The following is a 14,136-nucleotide window of genomic DNA, read 5'->3' as shown; positions in this document are numbered from 1 at the left end:
TTTCGCTATGTGGACAGGCCGCCTGCCAAGGGCGGATGTGGAGGAGAAGTGGCCAGGTTAGTTGCCCAGGTCCACGTCCTTGGGAAGAGCCAGTTCCTCGTTGCGCGGCAGTTCTTCGACGTTGACGTCCTTGAAGGTGAGCACGCGGACGCTTTTGACGAACCGTGCCGAGCGGTACACGTCCCAGACCCAGGCGTCCTGCAGGGTCAGGTCGAAGTAGACCTCGCCGTCGGCGCTGCGCGCCTGGAGGTCAACGTGGTTGGCAAGGTAGAAGCGACGCTCGGTCTCGACTACGTAGCTGAACAGGCCCACAACATCCCGGTACTCGCGGTAGAGCTGCAGTTCCATGTCAGTCTCATAGTTTTCAAGATCCTCAGCACTCATGCTTCCATCTTGCACCATCGGCAGCCGCGTGGGCGCCCGTCAGGCCCCGGCCTCCTGGAGCTCCCCGTCCTGCAGTACTTCCAGATCGCCGCCAAGCAGCCGCCAGCTCACCCGGTGGTAGGGGGTGGGACCCTCAGTCCGGAGGGCGTCACGGTGCAGGGCGGTGGCGTATCCCTTGTTGACGTCCCAGCCGAAGCCCGGATATTCGGCGTGAAGGGTCCGCATGGCCTGGTCCCGTTCCACTTTGGCGATGACGCTGGCGGCGGCAACGCTGAGGCACTGCATGTCCGCCTTGACCTTGGTGTGCACGGGCGCTTCGCACCCGCTGTCCTGGACAGGTCCGTCGAAGAGGGACGGCTGCCCGGCCGGCGAAAGCCAGTTGTGGCTCCCGTCCAGGAGGACCATGTCAGGCGTGATGCCGGCAGCGAGGACGGTACTCCATGCACGCGTACCGGCCAGGCGAAGCGCGGCGATGATGCCGAGCGCGTCGATTTCCGCCGCGGAGGCATGGCCTACGGCCGACGCGATGCTCCAACGCCGGACCAGCGGTTCAAGCCGCTCCCGTTCGGCGGCGCTCAGCAGCTTGCTGTCCCGGACCCCTGCCAGGGGTTTCTGGCGCTCAAGGTCCACCACCGCGATGCCTACGCTCACGGGTCCGGCCAGCGCTCCCCTGCCGACTTCGTCCACGCCTGCCAGGAATCGGACCCCACTGCTGCGGAACGTCCGTTCGTGCCGCAGGGTGGGCGCCTTGCGGCTGGCAGGGGTTTTCGCCGCAGCCACTTTGGCGGTGCGCGTTGGGGTGCTGGTCTGGTTCTCGGCAGGCATGGTCAGGACGCGGGCGGTACGTTCCGGAACACGTCGGGATAGTTGTCGAGGGCGGTGATCCGGTTCAGCGGCCAGGCGATGACGGCCGCCTTGCCCTCGAGGTCGTCCAGGTCGACGAAGCCGCCGTCCGCGTCCATATGCGCACGGGAGTCAGCGGAATGGTTCCGGTTATCACCCATGACCCATACTTTCCCTTCGGGCACCACCACATCGAATTCCCGTACCTGGGGGACTTCAGCCGGGTTGATGTAGCCCTCATCGATGGCTGTTCCGTTGATGGTCAGTTTACCGCCGGCATCGCAGCACACGACATGGTCGCCAGGCAGCCCGATCACCCTCTTGACGAGGTGCTGCTCGGAGTTGTCAGGCAAGAGGCCCACGAAGGTGAGGCCGTCCTGCACCCAGGTGAACGGCCCGTCCGCCTTGTCCGGCACCGCGGGCAGCCAGCCCTTGGTGTCACGGAAGACCACCACATCGCCTCGGTTGAGCGCGAACGGTTCGGGAACCAGGAGGTTTACGAAGATCCGGTCGTCCACATCCAGCGTATCCACCATCGACTCGGAAGGGATGAAGAACGCCCGGAACAGGAACGTCTTAATAAGGAAGGACAGTACGACGGCGATGACTATCACCGTGGCGATCTCTTTTAGCCACGTCATGACCGGATGCGCCTCACGCCTCCCGGCAGATTTGGCCGCAGCGCGGCTTTCCGCGCGGTTTTCGAGGCCGGGCACTGCCGCGTCTGCCTGCTCCGCGCCGGAAGCGCCAGGGGCGCCCTCGGGCTGTGGTTCAGGCATGCGGGAGTGGTTCTCGGGCATCTACTGTCCGTTCTGTGTGCTGGGGCCTGCCGCAGCCGGCCGTGGTACTGGTGCAAATCTATCAAGGGGCCAGATGATCTGGACGGGCCGGCCCAGCACCCGGCCCACAGGAACCATTCCTCCGCCCGGCGCGCCGAGCAGGCTGCGGGAATCCGCCGAAACCGACCGGTGGTCCCCCATCACCCAAAGCCGGCCGGCCGGAACCAGCGCCTCGAACTCCAGGGTGCTTGGCACGTCTCCGGGATAAATGTACGGTTCTTCGAGCGGTTCGCCGTTGACGGTTACCATGCCGGCTGGATCGCAGCAGGCCACCAGGTCGCCGGGGACGCCGATGACGCGCTTGATGTACACCGTGTCGCTCCCGGCCAGGCCCAGCCACGCGGCTGCACCGGTGACGGCCTCGCCTACCGGGCCACGGCCGCTCTCCAGCGGCGCAAAGGTTCCCCTGCCGTCGAACACCACGATATCGCCGCGGCGCACGGGCTCCGCTTCGAAGGCTGTCCTCGACACCAGAATCCGGTCATCCTGCCGGAAGGCGGGCTCCATGGACTGGGACGGGATGAAGTAACCATCTATCCAGAAAGCCCTGACCAGCCCGCTGGCTACGAGCGCGGTACCCAGGACTACTAACGCAAAACGCCAGCCCCTGATGCGGGGCTGGCGTTTTGTCTGGTCCATGTCCGTGTCCTCGGGCGCTGGTGCTGGGTGCTCCGGCGCCGGCCGGCTACGGCTGGGTCCGGCCTGTGGTCCGGGAGGACTACTTGGCGGTGTTGAAGTCGCGCTTTTCCTTGATCTTGGCGGCCTTACCGCGCAGGGCACGCATGTAGTACAGCTTGGCGCGGCGGACGTCACCCTTGGTGACAACCTCGATCTTTTCGATGATCGGGGAGTGAACCGGGAAGGTACGCTCCACGCCAACACCGAAGGAAACCTTGCGGACGGTGAAGGTTTCGCGCACGCCGTCGCCCTGGCGGCCCAGGACGAAGCCCTGGAAGACCTGGACGCGGGAGTTCTTGCCTTCGATGATGTTCACGTGAACCTTGATGGTGTCACCGGCGCGGAAAACGGGAACATCGCTCCGCAGCGAGGCTGCGTCGACGGAGTCGAGAATATGCATGGTATTTGCACTCCTGGTGAACGCCACAGGTCATTCACTTTAGGTCACGGCGGGCAAGCCAGCACACCTGGCGGTGCAGCGGAAATTCCAGCCGAAAGGTAATTGGTCCTGCCGTCTTCACCGATTGAAGCGGCAGGTTGTCAGGCTGTTGGCGGCGCTCCCCCTGTGGCAGGTGCGGGCCCAGCAGACACAAGGACTAATTTTGCCACACCCGGAGGGCATCAGCCAATCGGGCGGCGCACCAGCCGGCCGGCCACGATGTCGTACCCCAGCACATGCAGTTCGGAACGGTCGGCACGCGGGAGGTTGCCGGCGTCGAACCCTTCCAGGAGGTCGGGCCGGCGCTCCGCAGTGCGCCGATATTGCTCGTGCCGCCGCCACTGGGCAATTTTGCCGTGGTTGCCGCTGAGCAGCACGGCGGGAACCTCGCGCCCGCGCCACTGGGACGGCTTCGTGTAGACGGGGTACTCAAGCAATCCGTCGGAGTGGGATTCCTCCACCAGCGATTCGGGATTGCCCACCACGCCGGGCAGGAGCCGGCCTACGGCCTCCACCATGGCAAGCACCGCCACCTCACCACCGTTTAGGACGTAGTCCCCCAGGCTCACGGGGCGCACCTCGAAGTGCTCCTGCGCCCATTCGAAGACCCGCTCGTCAATGCCCTCGTAACGGCCGCAGGCGAAAGTGAGGTGCTCCTCTTCGGCGAGTTCGTAGGCAAGGGCCTGGGTGAAACGCTCGCCGGCGGGCGAAGGGACAATCAGGACCGGCTTCCGGGCACCTTCGGGCCGGGCTTCGACCACAGCCGACAGCGCCTGCGCCCATGGCTCCGGTTTCATGACCATGCCCGCGCCGCCGCCGTACGGGGTATCGTCCACGGTCCGGTGCCGGTCGGTGGTGAAGCTGCGAAGGTCGTGGACGTGCAGGTCAAGCAGGCCGTCCTGGCGGGCTTTGCCGATCAGCGACAGGTCCAGCGGCGCCAGGTAGTCGGGGAAGATGCTGACGACGTCGATCCGCATCTAGGCGCTGCCTTCCGGGCCGTCCGTGGCAGCTTCCCCAGCGTTGAGTTCAAACAGCCCCGGCGGGGGCGTGATGAGGATGTACCCTTCGTCGATGTTGACCTCAGGAACGATCTCCTCCACGAACGGAACGAGGATCTCGTCGCCCTCCGGGGTGGCCACCACCAGCAGGTCCTGGACCGGCATGGTGTTCAACGCGGCAATCCTGCCCACCACGGCTTCTCCCACGCGGGCTTCCAGGCCGACGAGCTCGTGCTCGTACCAGCCTTCATCGCCGTCCTCGTCCAGTTCGGCCGTCTCGATGAACAGCTTTGCTCCGCGCAGCGTCTCGGCCTTGTTGCGGTCCGCCACTTCCTCAAAAGCGAGCAGGAGGATGTCCTTGTTCCACCGGGCGCTGGCTACCGTGAGCGGGCCGGAGGACGCAGGCTCCACGAGGAAACCGGTGCCGGGAACGAAACGGTCCTCGGGTGCGTCGGTCAGGACCTGGACCGTGACTTCACCGCGGATGCCGTGGGGTTTGCCGATTCGCGCCACCTGAAGCTTCATCTGTTCCTCTGTTCGCTCTGTGGGTATTGGTTGGTGGGGTAAAAGCACTCCGGCCCCTCCACCTTGCGGTGGAGGGGCCGGAGCAAAACTGATGTTGCCGAGCGCTCAGCGGCGGCGGTCGGTGTCGACGACGTCGACCCGCACCGGTTCGCCGCCGGCCAGTGCTGCCACGACGGTGCGCAGGGCGCGTGCCGTCCGGCCCTGGCGGCCGATCACCCGTCCCAGGTCATCCTGGTGAACGCGCACCTCGAGGGTGTCCCCGCGGCGGTTGTTCTTCGAATTGACCTTGACGTCATCCGGGGAATCAACGATTCCGCGGACAAGGTGCTCCAGCGCTTCTGCCAGCAATCTACTCAGCCTCGGTGGTCTCTGCTTCGGCGTCGGCCGGGGCTTCGGCTGCGTCAGCCTTGGAGGCCTTCTTGGTGATTGCTTCCGGGATGATCACGGAACCCTTTTCCGGGGCAACGAAGGCTTCCTTCGGAGCCTTCGTCTTCAGGGTGCCTTCCTGGCCCGGGAGGCCCTTGAACTTCTGCCAGTCACCGGTGATCTTCAGGATTGCGGCAACCTGCTCGGACGGCTGGGCGCCGACTGACAGCCAGTACTGTGCACGCTCGGAGTCGACCTCGATGTACGAGGGCTCTTCGGTGGGGTGGTACTTGCCGATTTCCTCGATGGCGCGGCCGTCACGCTTGGTGCGTGAGTCTGCAACGACGATGCGGTAGTACGGGGCGCGCATTTTACCAAAGCGCTTAAGGCGAATCTTTACGGCCACTTTTGTGGTCACTCCTGTTTCAGAAAAGGGGTTGAACCCGGCGTTCTGCACCCGTGGGGCGGGCCGTACTTGCGGGCTCGAAGGACAGGATCAAAACGCGGAGAGAGGGGCCACGCAGATCGAGTACCTGTCCATTGTGCCAGATCAGCGCATGGATTTCGACTTTGCATCCGCGCGGCCTGCCGGGCGAATGCGGCGCTTAGGCCGACCACACATAGAGCGAGGTACGGTCAGCGTCGTCCACAGTGCCGGCCAGCCGGGCCACCTGTTCGACGTAGGTCCGTGACTGCCCGGCCCCGAACGGCATATCGTCCTGCCCGGCCCACTCCGCGGCAACATCATCCAGCACGTTTCCCTCGCCTTCCGTCTCATAGGTGAGGAGGTCCGCCAGGGCCCGGACCATGGCCGGCGGCACGGCCAGGAGCGAATCGCTGGCCACGTCAACCATGGTGAGTTCGTAGTCGGCGCCGCCTGCGTGCACAGCCCTGCCGGCAAGGTCGCCCAGCTGCTCGACCTCGAAGTCACTGATGTCCGGAATCCGCACTGCCTGGCCGCCGGGAGCGGCTCCGCCTGCGTCCAGCTGGCCGGCACGCTTCAGGGCGGCGTCGTGCGTGGCGACAAAGATCTCGGTGAAGCCCATGGGAATTACCCTCGTTCCGTCGTCGGTACGGCGCGGCCGGAGGCGCGTGGCGCCCCCGCCGCTCCGGCTGTTGGCCGGGCCGTTTTCAGCCTAGTACAAGGCCGGGCCGGATCGGCGCACGGCCACCCGAAGCCGGTTGCGCCAGGGATCCTCGAACCGCAGTTCCGCTCCGGTGTGGTGCGCCGGCACCCCGGCGACCCTGAGCCGGTCCGCCAGGGCGCCGACGTCGTCCCCCGACGGCACCTCGATCAGCACTTCACCGAGCCCCAGGGTGTCCTTGCGCGGCCCGGCGCCGCGGCTGTTCCAGACGTTCATGGCCATGTGATGGTGGTAGCGTCCGGCGGAGACGAAGAGCGCCTGGCCGTGCCAGCCCGCCGTCTTTTCAAAGCCGAGGGTGCCCACGTAGAAGTCCCGCGCCGTCTGCACGTCACCCACCTGAAGGTGGACGTGGCCCACTCCTGCACCGGTCGCGCGCTGCCCGTCAAGGGATTCCTCGGTGAGGTACCGCTCGAGGTAGTGCTGGGGCGGCAGCGCCAGGCTGTCCATCACCACGTCGGTCCCGTTCCAGGACCAGTTGCTGCGGGGGCGGTCCCAGTAGAGCTCAATGCCGTTGCCTTCGGGATCGTTGAAGTAGAAGGCCTCGCTGACAAGGTGGTCGGCGCTGCCGGTGAAGAGCCGCGGGTTGAACCGGGCAGCCGTGGCGATCGTGGCGGCGAGCGCCTCCCTGGTTTCGAAAAGCAGAGCGGTGTGGAACAGGCCCGCCTCGCCCCTGCCGGGAAGGTGGAGCCCGGACGCCGGGGCCAGTTGGACCAGTGGCCTGCCCAGGCGGCCCAGGTAGACGCCGCCATCCTGTTCGGCCACGACTTCCAGGCCCAGCGCCTTCTGGTAGTAGTCCGTCATGAGCTTCATGTCGCCCACTTTGAGCATCACCGTGCCCATGCCGAGCCCGGCGGGAAGAAGGTCCTGGTTTACGGTTTCTGCGGTCATTGGAACACTCCGAACTCCTACGGCCTCCCGGGTGGCGGCCCTGTCCATTAAATGAGTTGAAGCTTCAATTTATTCCGCTGTCGTGGACGATCCGGCCGCCCAGTACCACCTGCTGCAGGTGGCGGATGGTTTCAGGCCGGCTCCGCGGATCCGCACTGCACACCACCACATCCGCCCGCGCGCCTTCGGAGATGGCCTGCGCTCCCAGCCACTGCCGCGCGGACCAGCATGCGGCATCCAGCGCTGCCGCTGCCGGCAGGCCCGCGGCGTGAAGCGCCAGGATCTCGTCCGCAATCCGCCCGTGCCGGATGACGCTTCCGGCGTCGGTGCCAGCGAAAACCCGCACGCCGGCGTCGAACGCTTCCGCCACGCGCTCCGCCCGGCGCTCCCAGAGCGCCAGCATATGGGCCGCGTAGCGCGGGAATTTCGGCTGCGCCTGCGCGGCAATGTCCGGAAAAGTGGCGATATTGATCAGGGTGGGCACGATCGGCACGCGCTGCTCGGCGAAGCGGGACAGGTGCCGCGGAAGGAGCCCCGTGGCGTGTTCAATGCAGTCGATGCCGCCGTCCAGCATCTGGTCCAGCGTGTCCTCGGCGAAGCAATGGGCGGTGACACGGGCGCCTTCGTCATGTGCCGCCTGGATGGCATCGCGGACGACGGCGGCAGGAAAGGACGGAGCCAGGTCGCCGGCGCCGCGGTCAATCCAGTCGCCAACGAGCTTCACCCACCCGTCGCCGTCGCGCGCCTGCTTCCGGACCGCTTCGACAAGGCCTTCCGGTTCAACTTCCCGGGCAAACCCGCGGAGGTAGCGCCGGGTGCGGGCCACGTGACGCCCGGCGCGGATCAGTACCGGAAACTCCTTGCCGCCCTGCATCCAGCGCGTGTCAGCCGGGGAACCCGCGTCCCGGACCAGCAGCGTGCCGGCGGCGAGGTCCGCCCGGGCCTGGGCTGCGGCGGTGTCCGCATCCACGGGACCGCCGGGCCCAAGGCCGATATGGCAGTGCGCGTCGACGAAACCCGGCAGCACCCAGCCGGGCAGGACGTGGTCAGGCCGCGCGGAGGGCCGCTGGAAGGTCAGGCGGCCGTCCACGGACCACAGCCCGCGCACTTCCCGGTCCGGGCCCGTGAGCACCGGTCCGCTGAAATGGATAACCGCCGGCATGGAACTCCTCTCATCCTGCCCGGTCAGGCTAGCACCGCGAATGTGACGCCGCTCCCCGTGGGGCCTGTGGTAGCTTCGTTCCTGACCACACGGGTGCCCCTGCAGGGGCTGAGATCGGGCTGACGCAGCCTGCGACCGTCGAACCTGTCCGGGTAATGCCGGCGAAGGAAGTGAGTATTCCTTGAATACACCAGAAACACAGCTGAACCCTGCCCTCGATGCGTCTGGCCGGGATCCTGCCACCCAGTCCCTGAAGTCCCACTCGCTCGCCTTCGTGGAAGACAGGGGGTCGGGCCTTCGGGTACCAGTCACCGAGATTACCCTGTCGGACTCCCCCGGCGGCGAGCCAAACGCTCCGTTCCGCGCCTACCGGACGGCCGGGCCGGGCAGCGACCCGGTCCGGGGCCTGCGGCCCTTCCGCACCGAGTGGATTGAGGCGCGCGGGGACACTGAAGCGTACAGCGGCCGGGAGCGGAACCTGCTCGACGACGGCCGGTCGGCTGTCCGCCGCGGCGCAGCCTCCGCGGAGTGGAAGGGCGCACGGCCAGTGCCCCGCCGCGCCGTCGAAGGCAAGACAGTCACCCAGATGCACTACGCCAGGCAGGGCATCATCACGCCCGAGATGCGCTTCGTGGCGCTGCGGGAAAACTGCGACGTGGAACTGGTCCGCAGCGAGGTTGCCGCGGGCCGGGCCATTATCCCCAACAACATCAACCACCCGGAATCGGAACCGATGATCATCGGCAAGGCATTCCTGGTGAAGATCAACGCCAACATCGGCAACTCCGCGGTCACCAGCTCCATCGCGGAGGAAGTGGACAAACTCCAGTGGGCCACCCAATGGGGTGCGGATACAGTGATGGACCTCTCCACCGGCGATGATATCCACACCACGCGCGAGTGGATCATCCGCAACTCCCCCGTGCCGATTGGCACCGTGCCCATCTATCAGGCGCTGGAGAAGGTCAACGGCGAAGCCAACAAGCTGACCTGGGAGATCTTCCGCGACACCGTCATTGAGCAGTGCGAGCAGGGCGTGGACTACATGACGGTGCACGCCGGCGTGCTCCTGCGCTATGTTCCGCTCACTGCCAACCGGGTCACCGGCATCGTGTCCCGCGGCGGCTCCATCATGGCGGGCTGGTGCCTGGCGCACCACCAGGAAAATTTCCTGTACACGCACTTCGACGAACTCTGCGAAATCTTCGCCAAGTACGACGTCGCGTTCTCGCTCGGCGACGGGCTGCGGCCGGGCGCCACGGCGGACGCCAATGACGCCGCCCAGTTCGCCGAGCTGGACACCCTGGCCGAGCTCACCCGGCGTGCCTGGGAGTACGACGTGCAGGTCATGGTGGAAGGCCCCGGCCATGTCCCGTTCCACCTGGTCCGGGAGAACGTGGAGCGGCAGCAGGAGCTGTGCAAGGGCGCCCCGTTCTACACCCTGGGACCGCTGGTGACCGACGTTGCCCCCGGCTACGACCACATCACTTCGGCCATCGGAGCCACCGAGATCGCCCGCTACGGCACCGCGATGCTCTGCTATGTGACGCCCAAGGAGCATCTTGGCCTGCCCAACAAGGACGACGTCAAGACCGGTGTGATCACCTACAAGATCGCGGCACACGCGGCGGACCTGGCAAAGGGCCACCCCGGCGCGCACGAACGCGACGACGCCCTGTCCAAGGCAAGGTTCGAGTTCCGGTGGCGGGACCAGTTTGCATTGTCCCTGGACCCAGTAACGGCCGAGGCGTTCCACGATGAGACCCTGCCGGCGGAACCGGCCAAGACCGCGCACTTCTGCTCCATGTGCGGGCCGAAGTTCTGCTCGATGCGGATCAGCCAGGACATCCGGGACGAGTACGGGTCCGCGGAGGCGCAGGCAGCACTGGCGGAGGCGGCCTCCGGAATGCGGGAGAAGAGCCAGGAATTCCTGGCCGCAGGCGGCAAGGTCTACCTGCCGGAGCCGAAGGTCCCGGCCGGCGGCTGACCCGGACACAGTGGCGGGGCGGGGCAGTTACGGGGGCTCCGCCCCGCCACAGGCTGCAGGACGGACAGCCTTACGCAGCGAGGCTCCTGCCGGCCTCGCGGATGAATGACCGGATGGTCCGGTCACCTTCAACGGAATCGTGCGGCCGGTGCCCCCCGGCAGCAATGCGGTGCACGGCCCCGGTTTCCCGCAGGTAGCCGGCAATCTCCTCGAACAGCGGCTCCCATCCTCCGGTGAGCACCAGGGTGGGGACACCCGGAACGATATGCAGCGGGGCCTCTGCGCACTCACGAAATTGTGCCCGGTGCGCCGCTGTGGCAGGCAGGTCCGCCGTCAGGGACAGGCAGGCCGGCTCCACGAGGGCGAGTGAGTGGACAAGGTCAGGACGTTCCACCGCGGCCAGCATTGCCGGAATGGCGCCCTGGGCGTGGGCCACCACGTGGCCGCCTGCAGCACCGCGGCCATCGTCCTGCAGCGAGCGAAGGATGATCGCGGCGTCCCCGGCAAAGGACGGCGCTGCCGGCCCGGCCGTTGGATCGCACCCGAGGCGCCGGAGGAAGAGGGCATCGTAGGCAAGGGCCATGCCGTGCTGGCGGGGCCAGGCAGCGGCGCCGAAGCTTCCGGCGCCGTGCACGAACACTACGCGTTGCTTGACCATGACCCCACCCTATTCCACGGCCCCGGCAGCACGCCGGAGCCCGGGCTGCTACTTGCCGAGGAACTTCTCGAAGCCCTTGGGCAGGTTCAGCTGCGCCGGGTCGAAATCACCCTGCTGGCCGAACGCCGCACCGGTGGGCAGCGCCTTGCCGGCGTTGGCGCGGCGCGCCTCCGCCTCCTTGCGCTCCTGCGCGGCCTTGGCCGGATTGCCGGACTTGGCCTTCTTCTTGGGCGCGTTCCTGGCGTTCTTCCGGGCTCCGCCACCGGCGCCGGGCAGGCCGGGCATTCCCGGCATTCCGGGCATGCCACCCTGCGCCATCTTCTTCATCATCTTCTGCGCCTGGGCGAAGCGCTCCAGCAGTCCGTTGACCTCTGAGACGTGCACGCCGGAACCGCGGGCGATGCGGGCGCGGCGGGAGCCGTTGATGATCTTGGGCGCGAGCCGCTCGTGGGGCGTCATGGACCGGACGATCGCTTCAACCCGGTCGATTTCGCGTTCGTCGAACTGCTCCAGCTGCTGGCGCATGTTCTGGGCGCCGGGCATCATCATGAGCATCTTCTTCATGGAGCCCATGTTGCGGATCTGCTGCATCTGCGCCAGGAAGTCTTCCAGCGTGAAGTCTTCCTGGTCGGCGAATTTCTTCGCCATCCGGGCTGCTTCGTCCTTGTCCCAGGACTTTTCCGCCTGCTCGATCAGCGTCAGGACGTCGCCCATGTCCAGGATGCGCGAGGCCATCCGGTCCGGGTGGAACAGCTCGAAATCGTCCAGGCCTTCTCCGGTGGACGCAAACATCACGGGCTTGCCGGTGACCGACGCGACGGAAAGGGCTGCACCGCCGCGCGCGTCGCCGTCGAGCTTTGAAAGCACGATGCCCGTGAAGTTAACGCCTTCATCGAACGCGAGCGCCGTGTTCACGGCGTCCTGGCCAATCATGGAGTCAATCACGAACAGCACTTCGTTGGGCACGATGGCGCGGCGGATCTGGCGCGCCTGCTCCATCATGTCCGCGTCAACGCCCAGGCGTCCGGCGGTGTCAACGATGACTACGTCGTGAAGCTTCTGGCGGGCTTCCTCCACGCCGGCACGGGCAACGGCGACGGGATCGCCGGCCGGCTGGTCCAGTTCCGTGGACGTGGCGCCGGGGTGCGGGGCGAAGACGGGCACATTGGCGCGCTTGCCTACTACCTGCAGCTGGGTGACGGCATTGGGTCGCTGGAGGTCGCAGGCCACCAGCATGGGGCTGTGGCCCTGGGCCTTCAGCCACTTGGAGAGCTTTCCGGCCAGTGTGGTCTTGCCCGCACCCTGGAGGCCGGCCAGCATGATGATGGTGGGACCGGTCTTGGCGAGGCGGATGCGGCGGGTCTCGCCGCCCAGGATTTCAACAAGTTCTTCGTTGACGATCTTGACGATCTGCTGGCTGGGGTTCAGGGCACCGGAGACCTCCGCGCCGAGGGCACGTTCGCGGACCCGGCCGGTGAATTCACGGACAACCGGAACGGCAACGTCGGCGTCAAGGAGCGCGCGGCGGATCTCGCGTACGGTGGCGTCAACGTCAGCCTCGGTGAGGCGGCCCTTGCCGCGGAGATTCTTGAAGGTTGCTGTCAACCGGTCAGAAAGTGAATTGAACACGTGCCGTTCTTTCAGTGGATGATCGGGACTCGACTATCTAGGGTACCAACTCGGACACGCAAGATGGCATGCTGGCAAAATGACCAGCCCAACAACTGTCAGGACCCTGCTCATCCTCGGCGCTTCCGGCGACCTCACGGGCCGCCTGCTGCTCCCGGGCCTCGCCCGCCTTGTGGCGCGGGGGCGCGCCACCGGCCTCCGCCTGGCCGGCGCGGGCTCTGATCCGTGGACGCCGGAACAGTGGCGCCAGCGCGTCACCGGAGCCTTCAGTGCCGCGGCCAAGGATGCCGGCCAGGAGGGCCGGCATGCCCTGGACTCCATCGCGCAGGATACCGCCTACCACCAGCTGGACGTTACGGCCGACGGCGCGCTGGCTGCCCTCGTGGCCGGGCTTGAAGGGCCCGCAGCCATCTACTTCGCCCTGCCGCCCCAGGTCAGCCAGCGCGCCTGCGAGGCCCTGCAACCCGGCCAGTTGCCGCCCGGGACGCGCCTGGTGATGGAGAAGCCGTTCGGCTCCGGGGAGGAATCGGCGCGGAACCTGAACCGGACCCTGGTGCAGCTGGTCCCGGAGGACCACATCCACCGCGTTGACCATTTCCTGGGCAAGGCCACGGTGCTGAACATCCTGGGCCTGCGCTTCGCGAACAACTTCCTGGAGCCGGTCTGGAACCGGGAGCACGTGGAGAAGGTGGAAATCATCTTCGATGAGGACCTGGCCCTGGAGGGCCGCGCCCGCTACTACGACGGCGCGGGCGCCCTCCGCGACATGATTCAGAGCCACCTCCTGCAAATCATGGCGCTCATGGCCATCGAGCCGCCGGCCACCATTGGCGAACGCGACCTTCGCGACGCCGTCTCCACGGTGCTTCGTGCCGGCAGCGTCAGAGCTCCTTACGGCGGGTCCAGCCGGCGTGCCCGGTATACGGCCGGAACGGTGGCCGGCACCGCGGTCCCGGACTATGCCCGCGAGGAGGGCGTTGATCCGGCCCGGAACACCGAGACCCTCGCCGAAGTGGAGGTCCGGATCGAGAACTGGCGCTGGAGCGGCGTTCCCTTCATCCTGCGGTCGGGCAAGGCTATGGGGGCCAGACGCAAGGAGGCGGTGGTGACCTTCCGTCCCGTGCCGCATCTTCCGGAGGGCTTCACGGGGGTGGACGCCCCCAACCAGCTGCGCATCGGGTTCGGCCCGGACACGCTCCAGTTCGATGTGGACGTCAACGGCCCGGGGAATATCTTCAGCCTGGGCAGGGTCACCCTGGATGCGGAGCTGAGCGCCTCGGACCTCCTTCCCTACGGCGAAGTCCTGGAGGGCGTGCTCAACGGGGATCCGCTGCTGTCCGTCCGCGGCGACACAGCGGAGGAATGCTGGCGCATCGTGGAGCCGGTGCTTCGGTCGTGGGAGGAGGGTGCCGTGCCGCTGGAGGAGTACGACGCCGGCTCGGCGGGTCCCCGTTCCTGGGCCGCCCGGGGTGCGGCCCAGTCAGCGGATCGCACTCCGGGGTAAGGCCGGAACGAAACGGGGCGGGCGGGGCACCTTTCGGTGTCCCGCCCGCCCCGTCACGGCGTTGGCCTGCTGGTTCCGGGCAGGCCCGGAG

The 14,136-nt window shown here is 66.9% G+C and carries 16 protein-coding genes and 1 riboswitch; of the genes, 2 read left to right on the top strand and 14 right to left on the bottom strand.

Going from position 1 to position 14,136, the window contains the following annotated elements:
• Positions 1-57: 57 nt before the first annotated feature.
• The 12 genes from ACIQCN_RS02580 to ACIQCN_RS02525 all read right to left on the bottom strand — a co-directional run bounded on the left by ACIQCN_RS02580 (position 58) and on the right by ACIQCN_RS02525 (position 8,267).
• Positions 58-384, bottom strand: a complete 327-nt coding sequence (locus ACIQCN_RS02580; RefSeq protein ID WP_056335405.1) for a DUF2469 domain-containing protein — start codon at positions 382-384, stop codon at positions 58-60.
• 39 nt (positions 385-423) lie between these two features.
• Positions 424-1,209, bottom strand: a complete 786-nt coding sequence (locus tag ACIQCN_RS02575; RefSeq protein WP_400603402.1) for a ribonuclease HII — start codon at positions 1,207-1,209, stop codon at positions 424-426.
• A 2-nt stretch (positions 1,210-1,211) separates the two neighbouring features.
• Positions 1,212-2,027, bottom strand: coding sequence for a signal peptidase I (gene lepB / locus ACIQCN_RS02570; protein WP_400603401.1), 816 nt, complete (start codon positions 2,025-2,027; stop codon positions 1,212-1,214).
• Complete coding sequence (gene lepB, locus ACIQCN_RS02565; protein ID WP_400603399.1) at positions 2,028-2,705, bottom strand: signal peptidase I; 678 nt, start codon at positions 2,703-2,705, stop codon at positions 2,028-2,030.
• Between the two features lie 79 nt (positions 2,706-2,784).
• Positions 2,785-3,144, bottom strand: coding sequence for a 50S ribosomal protein L19 (gene rplS / locus ACIQCN_RS02560; RefSeq protein WP_377215969.1), 360 nt, complete (start codon positions 3,142-3,144; stop codon positions 2,785-2,787).
• Positions 3,145-3,365: 221 nt separating this feature from the next.
• Positions 3,366-4,160 (bottom strand): tRNA (guanosine(37)-N1)-methyltransferase TrmD, encoded by a 795-nt coding sequence (gene trmD / locus ACIQCN_RS02555; RefSeq protein ID WP_400609260.1) that lies wholly within the window; start codon positions 4,158-4,160, stop codon positions 3,366-3,368.
• A complete protein-coding gene (gene rimM / locus ACIQCN_RS02550) occupies positions 4,161-4,706 on the bottom strand; it encodes a ribosome maturation factor RimM (RefSeq protein WP_400603397.1) in 546 nt (181 codons plus the stop codon).
• A 105-nt stretch (positions 4,707-4,811) separates the two neighbouring features.
• On the bottom strand, positions 4,812-5,054 hold the full coding sequence (locus ACIQCN_RS02545; protein WP_377215966.1) for an RNA-binding protein: 243 nt from the start codon (positions 5,052-5,054) through the stop codon (positions 4,812-4,814).
• Position 5,055: 1 nt separating this feature from the next.
• Positions 5,056-5,478 (bottom strand): 30S ribosomal protein S16, encoded by a 423-nt coding sequence (gene rpsP, locus ACIQCN_RS02540; protein WP_377215965.1) that lies wholly within the window; start codon positions 5,476-5,478, stop codon positions 5,056-5,058.
• Between the two features lie 199 nt (positions 5,479-5,677).
• Positions 5,678-6,118 carry a hypothetical protein gene (locus ACIQCN_RS02535; RefSeq protein ID WP_400603396.1) on the bottom strand — a complete coding sequence of 147 codons (441 nt, stop codon included), beginning with the start codon at positions 6,116-6,118 and terminating at the stop codon, positions 5,678-5,680.
• 90 nt (positions 6,119-6,208) lie between these two features.
• Positions 6,209-7,105 carry a VOC family protein gene (locus ACIQCN_RS02530; protein WP_400603395.1) on the bottom strand — a complete coding sequence of 299 codons (897 nt, stop codon included), beginning with the start codon at positions 7,103-7,105 and terminating at the stop codon, positions 6,209-6,211.
• 64 nt (positions 7,106-7,169) lie between these two features.
• A complete protein-coding gene (locus ACIQCN_RS02525; protein ID WP_400603394.1) occupies positions 7,170-8,267 on the bottom strand; it encodes an amidohydrolase family protein in 1,098 nt (365 codons plus the stop codon).
• Positions 8,268-8,346: 79 nt separating this feature from the next.
• A riboswitch (TPP riboswitch) is annotated at positions 8,347-8,454 on the top strand.
• Here ACIQCN_RS02525 and thiC point away from each other — a divergent pair.
• Complete coding sequence (gene thiC / locus ACIQCN_RS02520; RefSeq protein ID WP_400609258.1) at positions 8,449-10,254, top strand: phosphomethylpyrimidine synthase ThiC; 1,806 nt, start codon at positions 8,449-8,451, stop codon at positions 10,252-10,254. Its footprint overlaps the riboswitch before it by 6 nt.
• Positions 10,255-10,324: 70 nt before the next feature.
• Here thiC and ACIQCN_RS02515 read toward each other — a convergent pair whose 3' ends face one another.
• Together ACIQCN_RS02515 and ffh are read right to left on the bottom strand one after the other, a co-directional pair.
• Positions 10,325-10,912, bottom strand: coding sequence for an alpha/beta fold hydrolase (locus ACIQCN_RS02515; RefSeq protein ID WP_400603392.1), 588 nt, complete (start codon positions 10,910-10,912; stop codon positions 10,325-10,327).
• Between the two features lie 48 nt (positions 10,913-10,960).
• Positions 10,961-12,541 carry a signal recognition particle protein gene (gene ffh / locus ACIQCN_RS02510; RefSeq protein WP_400603391.1) on the bottom strand — a complete coding sequence of 527 codons (1,581 nt, stop codon included), beginning with the start codon at positions 12,539-12,541 and terminating at the stop codon, positions 10,961-10,963.
• A 79-nt stretch (positions 12,542-12,620) separates the two neighbouring features.
• Here ffh and ACIQCN_RS02505 point away from each other — a divergent pair, with 79 nt between their 5' ends.
• A complete protein-coding gene (locus ACIQCN_RS02505) occupies positions 12,621-14,045 on the top strand; it encodes a glucose-6-phosphate dehydrogenase (protein ID WP_400609257.1) in 1,425 nt (474 codons plus the stop codon).
• Positions 14,046-14,136 lie beyond the last annotated feature (91 nt).

The organism is Pseudarthrobacter sp. NPDC092424 (assembly GCF_044754925.1).
Taxonomy (GTDB): Bacteria; Actinomycetota; Actinomycetes; order Actinomycetales; family Micrococcaceae; genus Arthrobacter.
This window is presented reverse-complemented; position numbering and strand designations above follow the sequence as displayed.